The 22,621-nt window shown below is 65.1% G+C and carries 21 protein-coding genes and 1 tRNA gene; 3 read left to right on the top strand and 19 right to left on the bottom strand.

The window, feature by feature from the left end:
- Positions 1 to 5: 5 nt before the first annotated feature.
- The 17 genes from nuoH to FG94_RS00505 form a co-directional block, all read right to left on the bottom strand.
- On the bottom strand, positions 6 to 1,094 hold the full coding sequence (nuoH, locus tag FG94_RS00585) for an NADH-quinone oxidoreductase subunit NuoH (protein WP_036205805.1): 1,089 nt from the start codon (positions 1,092 to 1,094) through the stop codon (positions 6 to 8).
- Positions 1,094 to 3,424 carry an NADH-quinone oxidoreductase subunit NuoG gene (gene nuoG / locus FG94_RS00580; protein ID WP_036205803.1) on the bottom strand — a complete coding sequence of 777 codons (2,331 nt, stop codon included), beginning with the start codon at positions 3,422 to 3,424 and terminating at the stop codon, positions 1,094 to 1,096. The genes nuoH and nuoG overlap by 1 nt, the downstream gene beginning before the upstream one ends.
- Before the next feature lie 21 nt (positions 3,425 to 3,445).
- Entirely contained in the window at positions 3,446 to 4,741 is a 1,296-nt protein-coding gene (gene nuoF / locus FG94_RS00575; RefSeq protein WP_036205801.1) for an NADH-quinone oxidoreductase subunit NuoF, read from the bottom strand.
- The gene (gene nuoE, locus FG94_RS00570; protein ID WP_036205799.1) at positions 4,738 to 5,214 is read right to left on the bottom strand and encodes an NADH-quinone oxidoreductase subunit NuoE; all 477 of its coding nucleotides are present in this window, start codon (positions 5,212 to 5,214) and stop codon (positions 4,738 to 4,740) included. Before nuoE ends, nuoF begins: the two co-directional genes overlap by 4 nt.
- Before the next feature lie 17 nt (positions 5,215 to 5,231).
- Positions 5,232 to 6,485 carry an NADH-quinone oxidoreductase subunit D gene (locus FG94_RS00565; RefSeq protein ID WP_036205797.1) on the bottom strand — a complete coding sequence of 418 codons (1,254 nt, stop codon included), beginning with the start codon at positions 6,483 to 6,485 and terminating at the stop codon, positions 5,232 to 5,234.
- On the bottom strand, positions 6,485 to 7,081 hold the full coding sequence (locus FG94_RS00560) for an NADH-quinone oxidoreductase subunit C (RefSeq protein ID WP_036205795.1): 597 nt from the start codon (positions 7,079 to 7,081) through the stop codon (positions 6,485 to 6,487). The genes FG94_RS00565 and FG94_RS00560 overlap by 1 nt, the downstream gene beginning before the upstream one ends.
- A 15-nt stretch (positions 7,082 to 7,096) precedes the next feature.
- The gene (locus tag FG94_RS00555; RefSeq protein ID WP_020654624.1) at positions 7,097 to 7,573 is read right to left on the bottom strand and encodes an NADH-quinone oxidoreductase subunit B family protein; all 477 of its coding nucleotides are present in this window, start codon (positions 7,571 to 7,573) and stop codon (positions 7,097 to 7,099) included.
- A gap of 3 nt (positions 7,574 to 7,576) precedes the next feature.
- Complete coding sequence (locus FG94_RS00550; RefSeq protein WP_027863883.1) at positions 7,577 to 7,936, bottom strand: NADH-quinone oxidoreductase subunit A; 360 nt, start codon at positions 7,934 to 7,936, stop codon at positions 7,577 to 7,579.
- A gap of 182 nt (positions 7,937 to 8,118) precedes the next feature.
- Positions 8,119 to 8,203 (bottom strand) — tRNA-Leu (locus tag FG94_RS00545).
- 224 nt (positions 8,204 to 8,427) lie between these two features.
- Positions 8,428 to 8,919 (bottom strand): preprotein translocase subunit SecG, encoded by a 492-nt coding sequence (gene secG / locus FG94_RS00540; protein WP_036205791.1) that lies wholly within the window; start codon positions 8,917 to 8,919, stop codon positions 8,428 to 8,430.
- A 93-nt stretch (positions 8,920 to 9,012) separates the two neighbouring features.
- Complete coding sequence (tpiA, locus tag FG94_RS00535) at positions 9,013 to 9,762, bottom strand: triose-phosphate isomerase (protein ID WP_036205789.1); 750 nt, start codon at positions 9,760 to 9,762, stop codon at positions 9,013 to 9,015.
- A gap of 203 nt (positions 9,763 to 9,965) precedes the next feature.
- Complete coding sequence (locus tag FG94_RS00530; RefSeq protein WP_036205788.1) at positions 9,966 to 10,952, bottom strand: NAD(P)H-quinone oxidoreductase; 987 nt, start codon at positions 10,950 to 10,952, stop codon at positions 9,966 to 9,968.
- A 69-nt stretch (positions 10,953 to 11,021) separates the two neighbouring features.
- Positions 11,022 to 11,540 (bottom strand): hypothetical protein, encoded by a 519-nt coding sequence (locus FG94_RS00525; protein WP_152570791.1) that lies wholly within the window; start codon positions 11,538 to 11,540, stop codon positions 11,022 to 11,024.
- Positions 11,541 to 11,580: 40 nt separating this feature from the next.
- Positions 11,581 to 11,799: a hypothetical protein gene (locus FG94_RS00520; RefSeq protein ID WP_152570790.1), complete on the bottom strand. Its 219-nt coding sequence runs from the start codon at positions 11,797 to 11,799 to the stop codon at positions 11,581 to 11,583.
- A gap of 61 nt (positions 11,800 to 11,860) precedes the next feature.
- Positions 11,861 to 12,862 (bottom strand): MYG1 family protein, encoded by a 1,002-nt coding sequence (locus tag FG94_RS00515; protein ID WP_051995922.1) that lies wholly within the window; start codon positions 12,860 to 12,862, stop codon positions 11,861 to 11,863.
- Between the two features lie 57 nt (positions 12,863 to 12,919).
- Positions 12,920 to 13,771 carry a formate dehydrogenase accessory sulfurtransferase FdhD gene (gene fdhD, locus FG94_RS00510; RefSeq protein ID WP_051995921.1) on the bottom strand — a complete coding sequence of 284 codons (852 nt, stop codon included), beginning with the start codon at positions 13,769 to 13,771 and terminating at the stop codon, positions 12,920 to 12,922.
- Positions 13,768 to 16,071 carry an FdhF/YdeP family oxidoreductase gene (locus tag FG94_RS00505; protein WP_036205781.1) on the bottom strand — a complete coding sequence of 768 codons (2,304 nt, stop codon included), beginning with the start codon at positions 16,069 to 16,071 and terminating at the stop codon, positions 13,768 to 13,770. Before FG94_RS00505 ends, fdhD begins: the two co-directional genes overlap by 4 nt.
- Positions 16,072 to 16,341: 270 nt before the next feature.
- Between FG94_RS00505 and FG94_RS00500 the strand changes: the two genes are divergently transcribed.
- Entirely contained in the window at positions 16,342 to 17,706 is a 1,365-nt protein-coding gene (locus FG94_RS00500; protein WP_081925698.1) for an SGNH/GDSL hydrolase family protein, read from the top strand.
- A 92-nt stretch (positions 17,707 to 17,798) separates the two neighbouring features.
- On the opposite strand, the gene FG94_RS00495 is transcribed toward FG94_RS00500, so the two are convergent.
- Together FG94_RS00495 and FG94_RS00490 are read right to left on the bottom strand one after the other, a co-directional pair.
- On the bottom strand, positions 17,799 to 18,410 hold the full coding sequence (locus FG94_RS00495; RefSeq protein ID WP_036205779.1) for a tetratricopeptide repeat protein: 612 nt from the start codon (positions 18,408 to 18,410) through the stop codon (positions 17,799 to 17,801).
- A gap of 92 nt (positions 18,411 to 18,502) precedes the next feature.
- Positions 18,503 to 19,288 (bottom strand): GIN domain-containing protein, encoded by a 786-nt coding sequence (locus FG94_RS00490; RefSeq protein ID WP_036205777.1) that lies wholly within the window; start codon positions 19,286 to 19,288, stop codon positions 18,503 to 18,505.
- Positions 19,289 to 19,605: 317 nt separating this feature from the next.
- On the opposite strand from FG94_RS00490, the gene FG94_RS00485 reads away from it, so the two are divergent.
- Positions 19,606 to 21,036: a pitrilysin family protein gene (locus tag FG94_RS00485; protein ID WP_229445800.1), complete on the top strand. Its 1,431-nt coding sequence runs from the start codon at positions 19,606 to 19,608 to the stop codon at positions 21,034 to 21,036.
- 12 nt (positions 21,037 to 21,048) lie between these two features.
- Entirely contained in the window at positions 21,049 to 22,461 is a 1,413-nt protein-coding gene (locus FG94_RS00480) for a pitrilysin family protein (RefSeq protein ID WP_036205775.1), read from the top strand.
- Positions 22,462 to 22,621 lie beyond the last annotated feature (160 nt).

Raw genomic sequence — 22,621 nt, 5'->3', positions numbered from 1 at the left:
ATTCCTTACTTCACAGGCATCCAGATGTTCCACGGCGAGTGCATCCAGATCGCGACCACCACCAGCCAGAGCAGGGTCAGCGGGATGAACACTTTCCAGCCCAGGCGCATGATCTGGTCATAGCGGTAGCGCGGGAAGGTGCCGCGGACCCAGACCATGGTCGATACCAGCATGAACATCTTCAGGAACAGCCAGAAGAAGCCGCCGATGGCGCCGAATTCCAGGAAACCGAACGGTGCCGACCAGCCGCCCAGGAACAGGATCGCTGCCAGGGTCGAGATCAGGATCATGTTCGAATATTCGGCCAGCATGAACATCGCATAGGACATGCCCGAGTACTCGACCATGTGACCGGCGACGATCTCCGACTCCCCTTCCACCACGTCGAACGGGTGGCGGTTGCACTCGGCCAGGCCGGACACGAAATAGATCACGAACAGCGGCAGCAGCGGCAGCCAGTTCCACGACAGGAAGTTCAGTCCCATGTCGGCGAAGCTGCCCATCTGCTGGCTGATGACGATGTCCGTCATGTTCAGGCTGCCGGTCACCATCAGCACCACGACCAGCACGAAGCCGATCGGGATTTCATAGGAGATCATCTGTGCCGAGGCGCGCATCGCACCCAGGAACGAGTACTTCGAGTTCGAAGCCCAGCCGGCGATGATGATGCCGTAGACTTCCATCGAGGTGATCGCCATCAGGAACAGCAGGCCGGCGTTGACGTTGGCCAGCGCGGCTTGCGGACCGAAGGGCACGACCGCCCAGGCGGCCAGCGCCGGCATGATGGTCATGATCGGACCGATCACGAACAGGCTGCGGTTGGCCTTGGTCGGGATGACGATTTCCTTGAGCAGCAGCTTGACCGCATCGGCGATCGGCTGCAGCAGGCCACCTGGGCCGACGCGGTTCGGGCCCTGGCGGATGTGGATCCAGCCGATCAGGCGGCGTTCCCACAGCGTCGCGTAGGCGACCAGGCCCATCAGCGGCAGGAGCACGCACAGGATCTTGATCAGGTTCCAGACCAGCGGCCAGACCGGGCCGAGCAGGTCAGCTCCGCCGGCGTTCAGCGTATCGATAAAACCGGGCGTTGCCATTATTTGCCCTCTCCTGCTTTCTCAACATTGATCGAACCGAACATCGCGCCAAGCGTAGCGACGGCCGGGTGGCCGGCGGCCACGCGCACTGCGTTCGACGGCAGGCGTGCGTCCACGTCGGCGACCAGCACGGCGCTGCCCGAACCCTGGGACACGCGGACCGAGTCGCCGGCCGTGACGCCGATCTGCTCGGCCACGGCCTTGGACAGGGTCACCAGCGGCGCATTCGCGTCGGCGGTGCGCTGCAGCGGTTCCGAACGGCGCGCCAGCGCGTCGGTGAAGTAGATGCCGACGTCGGCGACGCGCTCGAGCTGGCCGGCCGGTGCATACGAACCAGCGGCCGGCGCCAGGCGCGCGACGTTGTTCAGCTTGGCGGACAGGTCGGTGACGCCCTTGCCGATGGCTTCGTCGCGGATCGATTCCGAGGTCTCGTAATCGAAGCCCGACAGGCCCAGCAGGTTGCCCAGCACGCGCAGCACTTTCCAGGCCGGACGGGTCTCGCCCAGCGGCTTGACGGTGCCGTTGAAGCTCTGTGCGCGGCCTTCGCAGTTGACGAAGGTGCCGGCGGTCTCGCTGAACGGCGAGATCGGCAGCAGCACGTCGGCGAAGTCCATGCCGTGCTTGAAGGCCGACATGGCGACGACCATTTCGGCGCCGCCCAGCGCGGCACGGGCCTGCTGCGGGTTGGCCGCATCCAGTTCCGGTTCCGCGTTCAGCAGCACGTAGGCCTTCTTCGGCGATGCGAAGACGGCTTCGCCCTTGCCCGTCGCGCCGACGATGTGGCCGCCGACGGTGTTGGCGGCGTCGACCAGGTAGCCGAAGGAGCAGCCGGTCTGCTCGGCGATCCACTGCGCAGCGGCGTGGATCTTCGAGGCTTGCGGGTGGTAGGAAGCAGCGTTACCCAGCAGGACGGCGCCCGGGGTGTCGACGCCGACCAGGGTCGCGGCGATGGCCTTGCCGCCTTCGCTCGGTTCGACATTCCCGAAGCCGGCGGGGGCTGCGACGTCCTTGGCCAGGGCCACGGCAACGACGACTTCCGACAGTGCGGCCAGCCAGTCGCTCGGCGCCGCAACCATCTTGTTCGCCACCGGCATCAGCAGGTCGTCGTCGCTCGCGCCCAGCAGCGACAGCTTGGCGCCGCCCTTGGTGGCGGTACGCAGGCGGGTCGCGACCAGCGGGTGGTCCTTGCGCAGGTTGGAGCCGATGACGAAGGCGCGCTTCAGTTGCGAGAAGTTCGCGATCGGCATGCCCAGCCATGGGGTGACCTGGCCGTCCAGGGCGAAGTCGGTCTGGCGCAGGCGGAACTCGATGTTGTCTGAGCCAATGCCGCGGGTCATCTTGTTCAGCAGGTACAGCTCTTCCAGAGTCGAGTGCGGGGTCGCGACGGCGGCGATGCTGTCGGCGCCATGCTCGTGGCGGATGTTACGCAGGCCGTGGGCCACGTATTCCAGCGCGGTCTGCCAGTCGGTTTCCTGCCACACGCCACCCTGCTTGATCATCGGTTGGGTCAGGCGGTCGGCATTGTCCAGCGCCTCGTACGAGAAGCGGTCCTTGTCCGACAGCCAGCATTCGTTGATGGCTTCGTTCTCCAGCGGCAGCACGCGCATGACCTTGCCGCCCTTGACCTGGACGATCAGGTTCGAGCCGAGCGAGTCGTGCGGCGCAATCGACTTGCGGCGCTGCAGTTCCCACGGACGGGCCGAGTAGCGGAACGGCTTGCTGGTGAGCGCGCCGACCGGGCACAGGTCGATCATGTTGCCCGAGACTTCCGAGTCCACGGTCTTGCCCACGAAGGTGGTGATCTCCGAGTGCTCGCCGCGGCCGACCATGCCGAATTCCATCACGCCGGCCACTTCCTGGCCGAAACGCACGCAGCGGGTGCACTGGATGCAGCGCGCCATCTCTTCCATCGAGATCAGCGGGCCGGCTTCTTTCGGGGCCACCACGCGCTTCTCTTCTTCGTAGCGCGAGTTGCTCTTGCCGTAGCCGACGGCCAGGTCCTGCAGCTGGCATTCGCCGCCCTGGTCGCAGATCGGGCAATCCAGCGGGTGGTTAATGAGGAGGAACTCCATCACCGACTTCTGTGCCTGCACGGCCTTGTCGCTGTGGGTGCGCACGATCATGCCCGGCGAGACCGGGGTGGCGCAGGCCGGCAAGGGCTTGGGCGCCTTCTCGACTTCGACCAGGCACATGCGGCAGTTCGCTGCGATCGACAATTTCTTGTGATAGCAGAAGTGCGGGATGTAGGTCCCGAGTTTGTTTGCGGCGTCCATCACCATGGAACCTGGTGCGACTTCGACTTTTTTGCCGTCTAATTCAATTTCAACCATTTGATCGTTACCTGACCTGGTTTAAAGGTATGCGGGCACGAGGCAGTGCTTGTGCTCGATGTGATATTCGAATTCCTCGCGGAAGTTCTTGATCATCGCTTCCACCGGCATCGCGGCGGCGTCGCCCAGCGCGCAGATGGTGCGGCCCTTGATGTTGCCCGCGATGTTGTTCAGCAGGTCCATGTCTTCCGGACGACCCTTGCCGTTCTCGATGCGGTGGACCATGCGGTACATCCAGCCGGTGCCTTCACGGCACGGGGTGCACTGGCCGCAGGATTCTTCGTAGTAGAAGTACGAGAGGCGCAGCAGCGACTTCACCATGCAGCGGGTCTCGTCCATGACGATCACGGCGCCCGAACCCAGCATCGAGCCGGCCTTGGCGATCGAATCGTAGTCGAGGTCGGTATCCATCATGACCTCGCCGCGGATCACCGGCGCCGACGAACCGCCCGGGATGACCGCCTTGATCTTCTTGCCGCCGCGCATGCCGCCGGCCAGCTCCATCAGCTTGGCGAACGGGGTGCCCAGCGGAACCTCGTAGTTGCCCGGACGCTCGACGTCGCCCGAGATCGAGAAGATCTTGGTGCCGCCGTTGTTCGGCTTGCCGAGGGCCATGTAGTTTTCCGGGCCCATGTTCAGCAGGAACGGAACCGCAGCGAAGGTCTCGGTGTTGTTGATCGTGGTCGGCTTGCCGTACAGGCCGAACGAGGCCGGGAACGGGGGCTTGAAGCGCGGCTGGCCCTTCTTGCCTTCGAGCGACTCCAGCAGCGCGGTTTCTTCGCCGCAAATGTAGGCGCCGTAGCCGTGGTGGGCATGCAGCTGGAACGAGAAGTTCGAGCCCATGATGTTATCGCCCAGGAAGCCGGCGGCGCGCGCCTCTTCCAGCGCTTCCTCGAAGCGCAGGTATTCCTGGAAGATCTCGCCGTGGATGTAGTTGTAGCCCACGGTGATGCCCATCGCGTAGGCGCCGATGGCCATGCCTTCGATCAGCGCGTGCGGGTTGTAGCGGATGATGTCGCGGTCCTTGAAGGTACCCGGCTCGCCTTCGTCGGTATTGCAGACGAGGTATTTCTGGCCAGGGAACTGGCGCGGCATGAAGCTCCACTTCAGGCCGGTCGGGAAACCGGCGCCGCCGCGGCCGCGCAGGCCCGATGCCTTCAGGTCGGCGATGACCTGTTCCTGGGTGACGCCGCCTTCGAGGATCTTGCGCAGGGCCGAATAGCCGCCGCGCTTGACGTAGTCTTCCAGATGCCAGTTTTCGCCGTTCAGATCCTTGAGGATCAGCGGATTGATGTGACGGTCGTGCAGGCTGGTCATTTGTTCAGTTCCTCAAGCAGGGCGTCGATCTTCTCGTCGCTCATGAACGAGCACATGCGGTGGTTATTCACCAGCATCACCGGTGCGTCGCCGCAGGCGCCCATGCACTCGCCTTCCAGCAGCGTGAACTTGCCGTCGGCGGTGGTTTCGCGGTAGTCGATGCCGAGCGCGTCCTTGATGCGCTGGCCGGCGCGCTCGCCGCCCGACAGGGCGCACGGCAGGTTGGTGCAGACCGTGATCTTGGCCTTGCCGACCGGCTTCAGGTTGTACATGTTGTAGAAGGTCGCGACTTCCTGCACGGCGATGGCCGGCATGCGAATGTAGTCGGCGATTTCCTGCATGGTTTCCGGCGACAGCCAGCCCAGTTCGACCTGGGCGTGGGCCAGCGAGGCCATCACGGCCGACTGGCGTTGATCGGCTGGGTACTTGGCCAGCTCGCGATCGATTTTCTTGTAGGTTTCCTGCGATAACATAATTCTTTCCTACCCTCTTAGCGGTCGATACTGCCGAACACGATGTCCTGGGTGCCGATGATGGCCACGGCGTCGGCGATCATGTGGCCGCGCGACATCTCGTCGAGGCTCTGCAGGTGGACGTAGTCCGGGGTGCGGATCTTCAGGCGGTACGGCTTGTTGGCGCCGTCCGACACGATGTAGATGCCGAACTCGCCCTTCGGGTGCTCGATCGCCGCAAACGCCTCGCCTTCCGGCACGTGGAAGCCTTCGGTGAACAGCTTGAAGTGGTGGATCAGCGATTCCATGTTGGACTTCATGTCCATGCGGTTCGGCGGCACGATCTTGTGGTTGTCGATCATGACCGGACCCTGGTTCACGCGCAGCCAGGCGATGCACTGCTTGATGATGCGGTTCGCCTGGCGCATTTCCTCGATGCGCACCAGGTAGCGGTCGTAGGAGTCGCCGTTGGTGCCGACCGGGATGTCGAACTCGACCTTGTCGTAGGCCGCGTAGGGCTGCTTCTTGCGCAGGTCCCAGGCGATGCCCGAGCCGCGCAGCATCGGGCCGGTGAAGCCCATGGCCAGTGCGTCTTCCGGCGAGACCACGCCGATGCCGACGGTACGCTGCTTCCAGATACGGTTGTCGGTCAGCAGGGTTTCGTATTCGTCGACATAGCCGTCGAAGCGCTTGGTGAAGGCTTCGATGAAGTCGAGCACCGAACCCTGGCGGTCGCGGTTCAGCTCGTCGATCGCCTTCTTCGAGCGGATCGGCGATTCGCGGTGCTGCGGCATGCGGTCCGGTAGGTCGCGGTACACGCCGCCCGGACGGTAGTAGGCCGCGTGCATGCGCGCGCCCGAGACCGCCTCGTACACGTCGAACAGGTCTTCGCGGTCACGGAAGGCGTACAGGAAGGGACCCATGGCGCCGATGTCGAGCGCGTGCGCGCCCAGCCACATCAGGTGGTTCAGGATACGGGTGATCTCGTCGAACATCGTGCGGATGTACTGCGCGCGGATCGGCGCTTCGACGCCCAGCAGCTTTTCCACTGCCAGCACGTAGCCGTGCTCGTTGCACATCATCGACACGTAGTCCAGGCGGTCCATGTACGGGACCGACTGCAGGTAGGTGCGGGTCTCGGCCAGCTTCTCGGTGCCGCGGTGCAGCAGGCCGATGTGCGGGTCGGCGCGCTGGATCACTTCGCCGTCCAGCTCCAGCACGAGGCGCAGCACGCCGTGCGCTGCCGGGTGCTGCGGACCAAAGTTCAGGGTGTAATTCTTAAGCTCAGCCATTATTTCGATGTCCCGTAGGTTTCTTCACGGATCACGCGCGGGATGTTCTCGCGCGGCTCGATCGTCACCGGTTGGTAGATCACGCGTTTCTGTTCAGGGTCGTAGCGCATTTCGACGTAGCCCGTGATCGGGAAGTCCTTGCGGAACGGGTGGCCGATGAAGCCGTAGTCGGTCAGGATGCGGCGCAGGTCGCCGTGGCCGTCGAACAGGATGCCGAACAGGTCGAAGGCTTCGCGCTCGAACCAGTTGGCGGCGCGCCAGATCGGCGTGATCGACTCGACCATCGGCATGTCGTCGTCCGCGCAGAAGGTGCGCACGCGCACGCGCCAGTTGTTGGAAACCGACAGCAGGTGGACGACCACCGCGAAGCGCGGACCGTCCCAGGTGCCTTCACCGTACTGGGAATAATCGACGCCGCACAGGTCGATCATTTGTTCGAAGCGGAGCGCCGGGTCGTCGCGCAGCGCCTGCATCGTCTTGATGTAGTCGGCGGCCTTGACCACCACAGTCACTTCGCCCAGCGCCTGCTTGATGGCAGCGCCCTCGCCCAGTGCATTTTTCAGGGCGAGTTCAAGGGTTTCGAGTTTCGTCGTCATGGTGTTTCGCTGTTCTTAGCGCGCGATGGTGTTGGTGCGCTTGATCTTGTTCTGCAGCTGCATGATGCCGTACAGCAGTGCTTCCGCGGTCGGCGGGCAACCCGGCACGTAGACATCGACCGGCACGATGCGGTCGCAGCCGCGCACCACCGAGTACGAGTAGTGGTAGTAGCCGCCGCCGTTGGCGCAGGACCCCATCGAGATCACCCAGCGCGGTTCGGCCATCTGGTCGTACACCTTGCGCAGGGCGGGAGCCATCTTGTTGCACAGCGTGCCGGCGACGATCATCACGTCGGACTGGCGCGGCGACGGGCGGAACACAATGCCAAAACGGTCGAGATCGTAGCGGGCAGCGCCCACATGCATCATCTCGACCGCGCAGCAGGCCAGGCCAAACGTCATCGGGAACATCGATCCCGTGCGGGCCCAGTTGATCAGCTTGTCGGCTGTGGTGGTAATGAAACCTTCGTTTAATACGCCTTCAATTGCCATGGCTTATTCCCAATCAAGGGCACCTTTCTTCCAGATGTACCAGAAGCCCACGATGAATTCGGCGATGAACACCATCATCGTGATGAAACCGGTCCAGCCCAGTTCGCGCATCGAGACGCCCCATGGGAAGAAGAATGCCGTTTCCAGATCAAACAAAATAAACAGGATCGCCACCAGGTAGTAGCGAACGTCGAACTTCATGCGCGCATCTTCGAAGGCCTCGAAGCCGCATTCATACGGGGACAGCTTGGCTGCGTCGGGACGGTGCGGACCAAGGATGCGGCCGAGCACCTGCGGAGCGACACCGACGCCGATGCCAACCAGGATAAAGAGAAGAACGGGGAGATAATTTTCGAGGTTCACGTGAAGCCTATTTGAACGATCGGTTAATGAAACACTGCAGGGCTGCAGCGCCGAGTCGCGCGAACCTGGCCGGAGGGGAACTCCGTTGAATGCCACCAGGACCGTACAACTGATCCTCGTGAAAAAGCCAGCTCAGGCAGGAGAGCGATCGCTCATGCGCCCTTGCTGGCTCTTTCGTATATTGGTGCCGACGGCGAGACTCGAACTCGCACAGCTTGCGCCACTACCCCCTCAAGATAGCGTGTCTACCAATTTCACCACGTCGGCTGGAGACCAGTATTTTACCCTGCTTTAGCACTACTTTTCAATGCACAAATTGCGCTATCACAAGGAAATTACGCAATTACTCAACATTTCTTTTGATGCTAGCCATCTTACGGCAGGGTTGGCAGCATGGAGGGCTGCCCATCCTTTACAACAATGCGTCCCTGCCCGATAGCGAGGCGCATTCTACTCCTAATCTGGAAGGGGCGTGCGGCCCGCATCCGGATTTACTTGGTCGGAGCCGGTGCAGGTGCGGCAGGTGCCGCCGCTGCTGGTGCGGCCGGGGCCGGAGCGGCTTCGCCCGGCGCCGCAGGAACGGCAACGCCCGGGGTCTGCGGGATGTCGTTGGCCGGAACGGCGGTGGTCGGGCCCGCGTTCGGACCTGCGCCCGGGACGTCGCTCGGAATGCCGGTGGCCGGCGCCTGCGAGGAAGGCACGGTGACGCGCTCCATCACGCCGCCATCGGTGCCGGCGGCGGTGCTGCCATTGCTGTGCCAGGCCAGCGCCAGGGTCGATGCGAAGAACACGGCGGCCGCGACGGCGGTCGACTTCGACAGGAAGTTCGACGAGCCCGAGGCGCCGAACAGGCTGCCCGAGGCGCCCGAGCCGAAGGCCGCGCCCATGTCGGCGCCCTTGCCGTGCTGGACCAGCACCAGGCCGATGATGGCCAGGGCAGAAATAACCTGCACAACAATAATCAGATTGAACACGGTGTTCATTGCAATTCCATTTCCAAGTTAAACGACGTCGATTGACTGCTTTGTGAATGCTTTATCTCTAAAGCTTTTACTTCTTTTGAAACTGTGAATCTCTCAATTCGCTGAGCGAATGATGCCGAGGAAGTCGGCTGCTTTCAGCGCCGCACCACCGATCAGGCCGCCATCGATGTCCGGCTGCGCCATCAGGTCCGCAGCATTATCCGGCTTCATGCTGCCGCCGTACAGCACCAGCGTGCGTTGCGCGGCGTCGGCGTTGCAAGCGCGCAGTTTTTCGCGCACGGCTGCGTGGACTTCCTGGGCCATTTCCGGGGTGGCGGTCTTGCCGGTGCCGATCGCCCACACCGGCTCGTAGGCCAGCACGATCTTGTCGACAGCATCGGCGCCGACCGCTTCCAGCACGGCTTCCAGCTGAGCATTGACCACGTCCATGGTCTGCCCCGCTTCGCGCTGCTCCAGGATTTCGCCGATGCAGACGATCGGGGTCAGGCCGGCCTCCAGCGCAGCCTTGGTCTTTTTCGCCACCAGCTCGTCCGTCTCGCCGTGATAGGCGCGACGCTCCGAGTGGCCGACGATCACGTAGCGGCTGCCGAAATCCTGCAGCATCGACATGCACACTTCGCCGGTATAGGCCCCGACCGGATGGCAGGACACGTCCTGCGCACCCCAGGCGATCGGGGAAGCCTTGAGAATTTCTTCGCACTGGAACAGGTAAGGCGCCGGTACACAGACCGCGACCTGGGCCTTGGCATTGTCGAGACCTTCGAGGATGCCGGTCAGGAGCGCGGCATTGGCAGCGCGGCTGCCGTTCATTTTCCAGTTACCTACGACGAGCTTGGGACGCATAGAACCCCATCTTTTAATTTAACCCGCTATTCTAGCGGTCGAATATGTGGTGGTCAAACAATGGCTGAGCCATTCTTCGAACGCCACTTCCCTTTTTGATTCAATCTCTTACAGCACTTAACAAAACCCCGAGGGCAAGGCGCATCGTCGAAGACAGTACGCTAGTACGGCGAGACGATGCAACGCGGCCATCGGGGGAATTGTTAAGCGCTGCTCACTTCCAATACGATCTTGCCGACGTGAGTGCTCGACTCCATCAGGGCATGTGCCTCGGCCGCCTGGGCCAGCGGGAAGCTCCGGTAAATGACCGGCTTGAGTTTGCCCTGTTCGAACAGCGGCCACACGCGCTCGCGCAAGCTGCGCGCGATCGCGGCCTTGAAGGCGACCGGACGCGGGCGCAGCGTGGAGCCGCTGATCGAGAGGCGGCGGCGCAGCACCTGGCCCAGGTCGATCTCGGCTTTTGCGCCGCCCAGCAGCGCGATCAGGGCGATGCGGCCGTCGTCGGCCAGACAATCGATCTCGCGCGGGATGTAGTCGCCGGCGACCATGTCGAGGATCACGTCGACGCCCCTCCCGCCCGTCAGCTCTTTTACTACGGCGGCAAAGTCTTCGCTCCGGTAATTGATGCCGCGTTCGGCGCCGAGCTGCTCGCAGGCGCGGCACTTCTCGCTTGAGCCTGCGGTGGCAAACACGCGGTGCCCCATGGCCGCGGCGAGCTGGATCGCGGTGACGCCGATGCCCGAGCTGCCGCCCTGCACCAGCAGCGACTCACCCGGCGCCAGTTGCGCGCGGTCGAACACATTTGACCAAACGGTAAAAAAAGTCTCGGGCAGCGACGCTGCTTCCAGTGGGCTCAAGCCTTGCGGAACCGGCAGGCATTGCTCGGCGGGCGCGGTGCAATATTCGGCATAGCCGCCGCCCTGCACCAGCGCGCAGACCATGTCGCCCTTGGCAAAGCCGGCGGCCGCGTAGTCGCCGTCGACGACCTCGCCGGCCACTTCCAGGCCCGGCAGATCGGAGGCGCCCGGCGGCACCGGATATTTACCGAGCCGTTGCAGCACGTCGGGGCGGTTGATGCCCGCCGCGTGCACCTTGATCAACACCTCGCCGGCCCTCAAGCCCGGCACAGGCCGCTCGCACAGTTGCAGGACGTCCGGCTTGCCGGGCTGCGTGATTTCGATGGCGCGCATGGGAACTCCCGTGTTGAAAAAGCCACAATTGTAAGGGAGCCGGGGAAAAGCTGCGCGCCTCGCGTCGCGTCACCCGGCGCGTCGCGTGCTGCGCGTACCCCAGAATTCCTCGTGCGGCGTGCAGTAGCCGCGGTCCTGGCGGACGAACACGCGGCCATCGCGGGACTGCAGGCGCAGGATAGCCCGGAAGTCGGCGCCGTACTTGTGGCCGGAAGGGTAGCTGGGAAGTTTTGGCATCGGCGCCAGTCCGAACTCGAGGGACAGCGTCACTGCCGTCAGCGCGTCCGGCGCAATGCCATGCCGCGCGAGCGCTTCGCGCAAGTAGAGCGCCCAGGTACGGGCCATGCTGGTGCATGCGGGACAAACCGGCTGTATGCGGTCGTGGAGCATGTCGATCTCGACGCGTTTGTCGAAGGCGCGCGCTTCCGTGTACAGCACACCGAGCGCCCAGTAGCCGTCGAAGTCGTTGTTGCGGGTAAGAAACTTGGAGAGAAGACCTGCGGTGATGTGATTGAATTTGCGTCTGGCAATCATGCCCATGCCCCCGTCGATCGCCGGATGCCTGGCATCACGCGACAGATCGACCAAGATGGAAGGGCCAGGGAGTCAGATTAGCACAGTTGCGAACTCAGGCGCGCGTGCGCCGCTCCGGCTCCTGCATGACGCTGACACCCACCAGGGTATCGCGCCGCAGGCGCACGCGGGTATGCGGGGTGCGGATCCCGGCGCACATGCCCCAGGCCGCGGCCCAGCGCAGCGCCCGGTCCGTTTCCGGTCCGAAGGGCCGTGCTGCCGAGGCCCGGTTCAGCGCGGCCGACATACGCTGCATCGCATAAAGCTTTTTCATCGAAACAATCTTGGCCATGCGACCAAGATAAAGTTTCAGGCCGGGACTGACCGTTCCCTACCTAACTCAGTGGCGATGCCGATGATGTCGATTCGCGCGGGACAAACAGCGGGCTCAGGCCGGCGTCCACGGCCTGCAGCGCCTGCAGCGCCATCGCATACGCACCCTCGTAGGACTTTGCCGCGGCAATGAAGCGCCCGTTATGGCAGAACTTCGCATCGGGCACGCCGGTCACCGCCGCCAGGTCGGCGTCACGCAGGCCGGCCCAGCTTTCCGGCAGGTCGGCGCGGGCATCGAAGGTGTCGGTCGTGGCCGGCACGGTATGCAGCATGTAGCGGTCTTCCGACAGGCTGTGGCTGAGCACGAAGAGCACCTTCGGCATTTCCTTGCGCACCACCGAGCTCCACGGCAGCGCGGCATTCTTCAGGAACAGCAGGCGGCCATTCTCCAGCACCTGCGCCTGGCGCACCTGGGCCAGCGCCAGGATGGCGCCGACACGGTACTTGACCGAATTGACGATCACCTCGGTGAGGAAGTCCATCGCCTTGCGGAACTGGGCCAGGCGGTAGGCATCGGCCCGCTCGCCATAGCCCAGACGCTGCTCGTCCATCCAGTTCGGGTTGAAGCCGGACACCACGGCCGACATGCCGTAGCCGCCCGGCGCATTCTTGGCCGCGCCCACGTCCGACAGGTCGAGGTACTGGACGATGTCGGCATCGATGGCATAGGCCATCTGCTGCGCCGTGTCCTCGTCGAGCCCGTGGCCGGTATGCGTCATCGCCAGGTGGGCGACGCAGCGCGCGCCGTACTCGCGCCAGACCAGGCCGGCGCTGGCATAAGGCACGCCGCTCGTGCGGGCGCCGTCGAAGCCCTTCTGGTGATGGTCGAAGCGGCCCGCGGCCGGATCCCAGATGCCGCCGACGTCGACCACGAAATCGGCGGCCTCGATGATGGCCGGCTCGCGCGTCCTGACGATATCGGCGTCAGGAAAGAGGATGTGCAGGACGGCCACCGCCCATGCGTCGTCCGCATGGAACTTGCCATTGTGGGTCACGATGACCATTGTCGCTCCAATACTTGAAAATCAGGAGCGCATCATACAGGGTTCACCCCGGCGGCTTCACACCGCTTCCGGCGCGAGCCGTTGCGGATGGCTGTACAGCACATGGCGCCCTCCCCGCACGAAACCGGCCAGGGTCAGCCCTGCCCGCTCGGCCACCTGCACCGCCAGCGCGGTCGGCGCCGAGACCGCGGCCAGCAACGGAAAGCCCGCGCGCGCGGCCTTCTGCACCATCTCGAAGCTGGCGCGGCTGGTCACCACCGCGAAGCCGCCTCCCGTATCGGCCCTGGCGCGCGCCAGCGCGCCGACCAGCTTGTCGAGCGCATTGTGGCGGCCAATGTCTTCGCGCACGCATAGCAGTTCGCCCTTGCGATCGGCCCAGCCGGCCGCGTGTACGGCGCCGGTCGCATGGTGCAGGTCCTGGCGCGCCGCCATCGCCGCCATCGCACGGTGCAGGGCTTCGGGTGCGAAGCTCACCTGGGTGCTGCCGCGCAGGTCGGCGAAGGCATCGTCGTCGAAGCAGTCCAGGCTCTCGACGCCGCACAGGCCGCAGCCTGTCTTCCCGGTACGGGCGCGGCGCGTCTGCTTCAGCCGCATCATGGCGCCGGCCGCGATGCGCATCTCGATGGCGATGCCGTGCCGCGCCTCTTCCACCTCGATGTCGTGGATGTCGCGCGCGTCGCGCACGATGCGCTCGCCCAACGAAAAGCCGAGCGCGAAATCTTCCAGGTCCTGGGGCGAAGCCAGCATCACCGCATGGCTGATGCCGTTGTAGCTGAGTGCCACCGGCACCTCGTCCGCCACCAGCTCGGTCGCACTTTCCAGGCGCCCGTCGCGCCAGCGCTCGGCCGGCAGGCGGCATGCGCCCTCAGGTACGTCGTAGTGCGCGAAGAAGCCTTCGCCCGCGTTCACGACCGCCTCCCGCCGCGCTCGAGGATCACGTCGATCGCCTTGGCCGCCGGCACCTTGCTTTCCTTGGCGTGGTGCCACAGCGGGATCAAGGGATTCAGCTCTGGGAAGTAGCCCGCGATGCAGCCTTCCGGCACGTCGTAGGGCACCACCGCCAGGCCGCCGACGCGGCGCTCGACGCCGTCCTCGGCGGCGCAGCGCAGGCCCACCAGGTCGCCCTGCTTCAGCGCGTATCTGGCCATGTCGGCGCGCGCCATGAAGATCACCATGCGGCTGCCGTAGACGCCGCGGAAGCGGTCGTCGTGACTGTAGATGGTGGTGTTGAACTGGCCGTCGCTGCGTACCGTGAACAGGCGCAGCGTGCCCGCGCCGCCCTTCAGGTCCGGATTGCCCTGGAGCGCTTCCGGCACCGTGAAATTGGCCTTGCCGCTCTCGGTCTTCCAGACCCGGTTCGCGGCGCCCAGGGGTTTGCGAAAGCCGCCCGGCGTCCACATGCGCGCGTTGAAGTCGTGGAAGATCTCGGGATAGGTCTCGGCGATCGCATCGCGGATGCTCGCGTAATCCGCCACCCAGCGCTCCCAGTCGACACGCGGGTTGGGATCGAGCGTGGCCCGGGCGATGCCGGCCACGATGGCCGGTTCCGACAGCAGCGACGGCGCCACCGGCTCGGCCATGCCGCGCGAGCCGTGCATGCAGGCGGTCGAGTCCTCGATGGTGACGTCCTGCGGCCCGCTCGCCTGGCGGTCGATCTCGATCCGCCCCAGGCACGGCAGGATGTAGGAGGCCTTGCCGTGCACGAGGTGGTTGCGATTGAGCTTGGTCGAGACCTGCACCGTCAGCGGGATCGCGCGCCACGCCGCCTCCATCAGCTGGCGTTCGGGCACCGCGCGCACGAAGTTCCCGCCCAGGCCGATGAAGGCCTGCACGCGCCCCGCCAGGATGCCTTCGCAGGCCTCGACCGTGTTCATGCCGGGGTCGCGCGGCGGCGCGAAGCCGTATTGTTCCTCCAGCTTGTCGAGCGGCGCCAGCTCGGGCTTCTCGGTGATGCCGACCGTGCGCTGGCCCTGCACGTTGGAGTGGCCGCGCACCGGGCACACGCCGGCGCCGGGCTTGCCGATGTTCCCGCGCAGGAGCAGCAGGTTGACGATCATCGCCACGTTCTGCACGCCGTTGCGGTGCTGGGTCAGGCCCATGCCGTAGACCGCCATCGCGGCGGCCGAGCCACAGTACACCTGGGCCGCGCTTTCGAGGGCGGCGCGGCGCAGGCCTGATTCGCGCTCGATGGCTTCCCACGCGCAGGCACGCACCGCCGCCTCGAACGCCGCGAAGCCGTGGGTGTGCTCCTGCAGGAAGGCGGTGTCGAGCACCCGCTGGCTGCCTGCCACCCGCGTGGCGTCGTCGAAGGCGAAGATGGCCTTGCACAGGCCCATGATGGCGGCGGTGTCGCCGCCCGGCTTGACCTGGTGGTACTGGGTGCTGATGGCGGTCTCGGCTCCCGTGAGCATCTCGGCGGGCGATTGCGGATTGGTGAAGCTGACCAGGCCGCGCTCGCGCAGCGGGTTGAAGGTGATGATCGGTACCCCGCGCCGGCGCGCCTCCTGCAGCTGGTGCAGCATGCGCGGGCTGTTCACGCCCACGTTCTGGCCGAAGAAAAAAATGCAGTCGGTCTGCTCGAAGTCGTCCAGTGCTACGGTGCCGACCGGCACGCCGATGGTCTTTTGCAGGCCGACCGAGGTGCTTTCGTGGCACATGTTCGAGCTGTCCGGCAGGTTGTTGTTGCCGTACATGCGCGCCAGCAGGCCATACATGTAGGAAGTCTCGAGCGAGGCGCGGCCCGAGCTGTAGAACACCACCTGTTTGCGGTCCATGGCGCGCAGCAGCGCCCCGATCTCGGCAAACGCGCTGTCCCAGGCGATCTCGCGGTATTTGTCGGTCTGCGGGTCGTAGCGCAGCGGCACCGTCAGGCGCCCCTGGTCTTCCAGGCTGTGGTCGTCCCAGGCTGCGAGCTCGGTGACGGTGTGGCGCTCGAAGAAATCGGCCCCGATGGTCTTGCTGGTGGTTTCCCAGGCGGTGGCCTTGGCGCCGCTTTCGCAGAACTCGAAGGGATGCGGATTGGCCGGCTTGGCCCAGGCGCAGCTCACGCAGGCATAGCCGTCCGGCTTGTTCTGTTTCAGCAGCAGCCGGCTGTCCTTCAGCGGCACGCGCTGGTGCAGCAGGATGGTGGAGACTTCCTGCACCGAACCCCAGCCGCCGGCCGGCATGGTCGGGTTCTCGATCCTTAGCTCATTCGAATGCTTGCTCATGGCCGCTCCTCGTCCGTGGAAGCATCAAGCTAATCCAGTTGCCGGAGCCACTCGGTGCGCCTGCGAACAGTTGGGACGGCAAGACGGGTCAATCTGCGGACAAGATTGCTCCAGCACGAAGGGAAGATTCTTGCAGGAATATTAATCGTTTGTGGCTTCGATCCCGCGCAAATGACGCGATTGTCGCCTTCTTGTTCAGGTTCCCGGGGCTGGCTACAGTTGTCAGACGAGCTCATGCATATCGCATGGCCACTACTCGAGGAGCCGACCATGAAACGCTTCCTTCCCCTCCTGCTCGATGCCGCCCGACGCCTCAAGGACGGTTTCGCCCTCTCCACCACGGGCATGAATCCGCCGCGCCGGCGCCTGCTGCTGGGCAGCGCCATGCTGGCCGCGGCGATCGCCCTGCCGCAGCCGGCCACCGCCCAGCCCTGGACCACGGAAAACTGGACCGGCACCTGGGGCACGGCCCCGGCCGGGCCGCCGCCGGTCGGCCTACCGCCCGACCCCAGCCTGCAGACCTTCACCGACCAGACCGTGCGCCTGATCGTCCACACCAGCACCGGCGGCAACCGCGTGCGCATCCGGCTGTCCAACGAACTGGGGGCGACGCCCTTGACCGTCGGCGCCGCCCGCATCGGCCTGCGCGCCGGGGGCTCGGACGTCGCCGCCGGCACCGACCGCGCGCTGACCTTCGGCGAGCGCAGCTTTGTCACCATCCCGCCCGGCGCACCGGCGCTCTCCGATCCGGTGGAGCTGAACGTGCCGCCGCTGTCCGACCTGGCAGTAAGCCTCTACCTGCCCGGCACGGTACAGGCGACCACCGTGCACCAGCTGGCCCTGCAGACCAACTACGTGTCCCTGCCCGGCAATTTCACGGCCGCCGCCACCCTGCCGGTGCAGCGCACGATCCAGGTCTGGCCCTTCCTGACCGAGGTCGACGTCGACACCAGCGGGCCCACCATCGTCACGCTGGGCGATTCGATCACCGACGGCACCCGCAGCACGCCCGACACCAACAACCGCTGGCCCGACTGGCTGGCGCGCCGCCTGCAGACCGAGCGTGACCCGGTCCTCGGCATCAACGCGCGCTTCGGCGTGGTCAACCGCGGCATCAGCGGCAACCGTCTGCTGGGCAATTCGCCGAACACCCTGGCCGGGCGCAGCGCGCAGGAGCGCTTCGACCGCGACGTGCTGGCCACCGCGGGCGTGCGCTACCTGGTGGTCCTGATCGGCATCAACGACATCGGCAACAGTTCGGCCACCAGCCCGGTGACGGCCGAGGACCTGATCGCCGCCTACCGCCAGCTGATCCAGCGCGCGCATGCCAAGGGCATCGGCGTGATCGGCGCCACCCTCACGCCCTTCGAAGGCGCGGCCTATTACTCGCCCGAGAAGGAAGTCGTGCGACAGGCGGTGAACAACTGGATCCGCAACAACGACGAGTTCGACGCCGTGATCGACTTCGACCGCGTCACGCGCGATCCGGCGCGGCCGAGCCGCTTCCTGCCGGCCTACGACAGCGGCGACCACCTGCATCCGAATGACCTGGGCTACCAGGCGATGGGCAATGCGGTGCCGCTGAGCTTGTTCCGCAGCGCCGCGAAGGCGCCAGTATCGATACCGGCGAAATGATGTTCGTAGGGTGGGCGGGTTCCCCGCCCACCCTACGAAACCCGGTAGGCCAACACAAAGAAAAACCGCCGGTCGAGGCCGGCGGTGTTTGATCAGGAATTGTTCCCCGTACGCGAACTCGTCGGCAACGGCCGGCCCGGGCGCCAGGTGCGCGACATCGCCTGCGCCTCCTCGATCTGCTCCTGCGTCATCTGGCGCGAGATGGCCGCGCGCTGCTCGACCGCATTATGGTTGCCGCCGGCTGCCGCCAGGTTCCACAGCATATAGGCCAGCACCTTGTCTTGCGGCATACCCGCCTGGTGGTAGCGGTACATCAGCCCGAGCGCGTGCTGGGCTTCGGCATGGCCCTGCTCGGCCGCCTTGCGGAACCAGCCCACGGCATGGCGCTGGTCCTGCGGCACGGCGTTGCCGGTGTAGTACATCGCGCCGACCACGTACTGGGCGTCGGCCTTGCCTTGCTGGGCCGCCTTGTAGTGCCAGGCGAAGGCCTGCTTGTAGTCGCGCGCGACGCCGCGGCCCATGTAATACATCAGGCCCAGCAAATGCTGGGCATCCGCATGGCCGGCCTTGGCGAGCGGGACGATCTCTTTCAGTGCCAGCGCGTAGTTGCGCGCGTTATACGCGCTGGCCCCTTCCGCGAAGCCCGCATGCGCACTGGCCTGCAGGCCCAGCACGAATGCGATCGCTATCAATAGTTTTTTCATGTCTCGACCATGGAATCAGGGTCTCTGCGTACCCTTGGTCCTCGTGATGGACTCAATGTTGGTTCGTGTCGTTGTTCTTGTTCTGGTCCTGCTTATTTCCAGTTGACCTTGCCCAGGCCGTCGACGCTCACTTTGCGGTTCTGCGGCTTGCCGTGCACCGTCACCGAACCCAGGCCCGACAGCGTCAGGTTGGCGCTGTCCCTGGCGGTCACGGTCGCGTTGCCCAGGCCGGACAGCTCGAGGGTCACGTTCTCGGCCGAGAATGCCTGGGCGTCCAGGCCGCCCAGTCCGCCCAGCTCCGCCTTCAGCTTGCGGCTGCGGCCCGACAGGGTCACGTAGCCGGCGCCGCTGAGGTTCAGCTCGACGCTCTCGCTGTTGATGCCATGTATCTTCATGCTGCCGACACCGCCCAGGTTGGCGGTCATCACCTTGTAGTTACATGATACATTCATTGAGCCGGCCCCATCGAGGTTGAGCTCGAGCTCGTCACCCGAGAAACCGGTAATGGCCGTACCTCCCACGCTTTCTGAACTGACTTCACGCAGGTTCGGCAGGGTCAGCTCGGCATGCAGGCCCATGCTGCGGCCGAGGTTGATGCTGACGCCCTTGGTCTCGGTGCCGATGCTGATGGTGTCGCCGCTTTGCAGCGTGGTGGTCTTGCCGAGCAGGCGCGGGTCGCCGCTCAAGACCAGCAGCGGCGTGCTGCCCTGGCGGATCTTCAGGTCCACCACCCCGTCGAGCTTGACGCGCACCACGCGCGCATCGACCTGGCGCGTCTCGGTCGCCACATCCGGCGCCGCCTTGGCCATGCCCATGCAGGTCAACAGCCAGGTGCACAGTGCCGCGACAGCGAAGCCGGCCTTGGAAAGCTGATTCATACCATTCTCCGAATACATGTTCGTGTTGTCCGTGGGCCGCCTTGTGGGTGAACCGGTGTGCAACAGCTCAAAATTATCATGTTGCAACTATATCCGTTCGGGCCGCCATCGCCCACCAATCTGCGATGAACTGCAAAAATGGCATCCTGGAGCGGCGTATGCACGGATGGCTGGCCTGTGGCGCAGGGTGGACACGAGGCCGGGCTTCCCAAGAAAAAGATTACTTATTGGCATGCCATTGAGCTAAGATGCAGCGCATGACGGCCCTGCCGTCAGTACAGTTCCTTTCCGTACTTTTTCGAGGTCAACCAATGCGCATGCGCCAATTACCTGTATTGCTGGCCGGGCTCACGTTCTCGCTGTCGGCGTTCGCCGCCTCCGCGGACCAGTGGACCCTGCCGATCGCCGTCAAGAAGCTCGACAACGGCCTGACGGTCATCGTCACCGAAGACCGCAGCTCGCCCACCGTGGGCGTATCGGTCGTCTACAAAGTGGGCATGCGCCTGGAGCCGAAGAACCGCACCGGTTTCGCCCACCTGTTCGAACACCTGATGTTCCAGGGCACGCCGAACGCCAAGAAAGGCGTGTTCGACACCACCATCACCGCCGGCGGCGGCCGCAACAACGGCTCGACCCGCGCCGACTACACCAACTACATCGAGACCGCGCCGCGCTCGGCGCTCGAGCCGATCCTGTGGCTGGAAGCGGACCGCATGAAGACGCTCGACTTCAACCCGGCCACGCTGAAGAACCAGCAGGACGTGGTGAAGGAAGAGATCCGCGTGAACGTGAAGAACCAGCCTTACGGCGGCTTCATGTGGATCGACATCGGCCAGCATGCCTTCCAGAAGTGGGAGAACAACCATGACGGCTACGGCAGCTTCGAAGACCTCGAGAACGCCAGCCTGGACGACGTGCGCGCCTTCCACCGCGACTACTACGGCCCGAACAACGCCGTGATCGCGATCGCCGGCGACATCACCCCGGCCCAGGGCTTCGCGCTGGCCGAGAAATACTTCGGCAAGATCCCGGCCCGCCCCACCCCGAAGCCGACCGACTTCAGCGAAGGCTTGAACACCGCCGAGAAGCGCCTGGTGCAGAGCGACGCCCTGGCCCAGGTGCCGGCGATCGCCGCAGCCTGGAAGATGCCGCCGCGCGGCCACCGCGACCAGGCCGCGATGGCCGTGCTGGGCGAGCTGCTGGCCGGGGGCGACGCCTCGCTGTTCTACCAGGGCCTGGTGAAGGGCCGCGAGATCGCGCTCAACGTCGATTCCCTGTTCGGCCTGACCGGTCCCTTCGAATACGACGGCCCGACCCTCCTGACCGTGTTCGCCCTGTACAAGCCGAGCAGCAGCGCCGACGCCATGCTCAAGGCCATCGACGAGGAGCTCGCCAAAGTCGCGCAGAACGGCGTGGACGACGCGACGCTCAAACGCGTCAAGACCCGCATGCTGGCCAACTGGAACAACCAGCTGGAAAGCTTCATCAACCGCGCCGACATGATGGCCAAGATGCAGGTGATGTGGGGCGACGCCAACGTGGTCAACAAGGTCCCGGGCCTGATCGAAGGCGTGCGCTCGGAAGACATCCAGCGCGCGGTGCGCACCTACATGGTGCCGACCAACCGTACCGTCATCGACCGCAAGCCGGCCGCGATGCTCGCCGCCCCAGCCACCCCCGCTGCCGCAGCCGCACCGGCCGCCGGCACCACGCCCAACACCGCTGCGCCTGCAGGCGCAGCAAAATAAAGGAGCGCATCGATGAAAAAACTGATGCTCGCATTCGCCGTCTCGGTCGCCTTTGCGCCGATGGCCTACGCCGCGCCCGCCGCCGCGGACAACCTGCCGATGCCGGCCTACGGCAAGGACAATCCGATCCCGGTGCCGAAGATCACCAAGAAAAACCTGGGCAACGGCCTGACCGTCTGGGTCGTGCCGCGCAAGGGCCTGCCGCGCGTGGACTACGTGCTGGCGGTCCGCGGCGCCGGCTTCGCGGCCGACGCCCCGCAGTCCCCGGCCTTCGCCAACATGCTGGCCGGCCTGCTCAACGAAGGCACCGCCAAGCGCGACTCGCGCGCGATCGCCGAAGCGGCCCAGGGCATGGGCGGCGAAGTCGGCGCCAGCGCCACCTCGGACGGCATCGTGGTGTCGGCCAATGCGCTGGTCTCGCAGGCCGCGCCGATGATGCAGCTGCTGGCCGAAGTGGCGCGTACCCCATCCTTCCCGGAAAGCGAAGTGGCGCTGGCCAAGGCCAATGCGCTGCAGTCGCTGCGCGTGTCCGAGACCCAGCCGGGCTTCCGCGCCGAACGCGCCATCAGCCGCGCGGTCTACGGCGACCATCCGTACTCGCGCACCACCCCGACGGTGGAAGCCATCAACTCGGTGACCCAGGACATGCTGCGCCTTGAGCACGGCAAGCGCCTGCGCCCGGACCGCGCCTTGCTCGTGATCACCGGCCCGATCAAGGAAGCCGACGCGCTCAAGCTGGTCGAACAGGCCTTCGGCGATTGGAAGGCCAGCGGCCCGGCCCTGCCGGAAACCGCTGCCGCTCCGGCCAATGCCAAGCCGGCGCGCATCCTGCTGAACCGCGACAAGAGCGTGCAGTCGGCGGTGCGCCTGGGCAGCCCGGGCATCGCGGCGAGCGCGCAGGACCAGATCCCGCTGCGCCTGGCCAGCACCATCCTCGGCGGCGGCTTCTCGAGCCGCGTCAACATCAACCTGCGTGAGGAAAAGGGCTATACCTACGGCGCCTCGGCCGGTGCGCGCATGAACCGCGCGGGCGGCGCGATCGTCGGCGGCGCCGACGTGCGCAACGAAGTGACCGGCGCGGCGCTGAACGAGTTCTTCTCGGAGTACAAGCGCATCGGCACCGAACCCGTGCCGGCCAAGGAAATGGAAATGAACAAGCGCTACGTGGCGGGCGGCTACATGATCAGCAACCAGCTGCAGCGCTCGGTCGCCGCGACCCTGGCGCAGAACTGGCTGGTCGGCCTGCCGGCCGAGTTCCTGGGCGAGTACGTGCCGCGCATCCAGAAGGTCACGCCGGAACAGGTGCGTGAGGTGGCGAAGAAGTACTTCAATCCGGAGAACCAGTCGATCGTGGTGGTAGGCGATCCGAAGGCGGTGGGCGAGCAGCTCAAGGCCTTCGGCGAGTTCACGGTCACCGACAAGTGATCCTGCTTGCTTGATGTGGAAAGCCCCGCTGACGCGGTAATGCCGTTCAGTTAAGACTGAACGGCATTTTTATTTTGTCGTTGTAAACGCGCGGCAACGCTGTTAACCTTCGTCGCCATGTTCGACGACACTCTACATTTCCTGGCGAATCACCTCGAGG

The organism is Massilia sp. LC238 (genome assembly GCF_000735635.1).
Taxonomy (GTDB): domain Bacteria; phylum Pseudomonadota; class Gammaproteobacteria; order Burkholderiales; family Burkholderiaceae_D; genus Telluria; species Telluria varians.
Note: the sequence above shows the minus strand (reverse complement) of the source record. Positions and strands in the feature narration are given on the sequence as shown.

Coding starts and splice junctions, on each gene's coding strand:
- FG94_RS00485 (WP_229445800.1), top strand. CDS start 19,606: ATGCGCCAATTACCTGTATTGCTGGCCGGGCTCACGTTCTCGCTGTCG.
- FG94_RS00505 (WP_036205781.1), bottom strand. CDS start 16,071: ATGAGCAAGCATTCGAATGAGCTAAGGATCGAGAACCCGACCATGCCG.
- secG (WP_036205791.1), bottom strand. CDS start 8,919: ATGAACACCGTGTTCAATCTGATTATTGTTGTGCAGGTTATTTCTGCC.
- tpiA (WP_036205789.1), bottom strand. CDS start 9,762: ATGCGTCCCAAGCTCGTCGTAGGTAACTGGAAAATGAACGGCAGCCGC.
- FG94_RS00565 (WP_036205797.1), bottom strand. CDS start 6,485: ATGGCTGAGCTTAAGAATTACACCCTGAACTTTGGTCCGCAGCACCCG.
- FG94_RS00490 (WP_036205777.1), bottom strand. CDS start 19,288: ATGAATCAGCTTTCCAAGGCCGGCTTCGCTGTCGCGGCACTGTGCACC.
- FG94_RS00480 (WP_036205775.1), top strand. CDS start 21,049: ATGAAAAAACTGATGCTCGCATTCGCCGTCTCGGTCGCCTTTGCGCCG.
- FG94_RS00500 (WP_081925698.1), top strand. CDS start 16,342: ATGAAACGCTTCCTTCCCCTCCTGCTCGATGCCGCCCGACGCCTCAAG.
- nuoF (WP_036205801.1), bottom strand. CDS start 4,741: ATGACCAGCCTGCACGACCGTCACATCAATCCGCTGATCCTCAAGGAT.
- FG94_RS00495 (WP_036205779.1), bottom strand. CDS start 18,410: ATGAAAAAACTATTGATAGCGATCGCATTCGTGCTGGGCCTGCAGGCC.
- nuoH (WP_036205805.1), bottom strand. CDS start 1,094: ATGGCAACGCCCGGTTTTATCGATACGCTGAACGCCGGCGGAGCTGAC.
- FG94_RS00515 (WP_051995922.1), bottom strand. CDS start 12,862: ATGGTCATCGTGACCCACAATGGCAAGTTCCATGCGGACGACGCATGG.
- FG94_RS00560 (WP_036205795.1), bottom strand. CDS start 7,081: ATGACGACGAAACTCGAAACCCTTGAACTCGCCCTGAAAAATGCACTG.
- FG94_RS00520 (WP_152570790.1), bottom strand. CDS start 11,799: ATGAAAAAGCTTTATGCGATGCAGCGTATGTCGGCCGCGCTGAACCGG.
- nuoE (WP_036205799.1), bottom strand. CDS start 5,214: ATGTTATCGCAGGAAACCTACAAGAAAATCGATCGCGAGCTGGCCAAG.
- FG94_RS00555 (WP_020654624.1), bottom strand. CDS start 7,573: ATGGCAATTGAAGGCGTATTAAACGAAGGTTTCATTACCACCACAGCC.
- nuoG (WP_036205803.1), bottom strand. CDS start 3,424: ATGGTTGAAATTGAATTAGACGGCAAAAAAGTCGAAGTCGCACCAGGT.
- FG94_RS00530 (WP_036205788.1), bottom strand. CDS start 10,952: ATGCGCGCCATCGAAATCACGCAGCCCGGCAAGCCGGACGTCCTGCAA.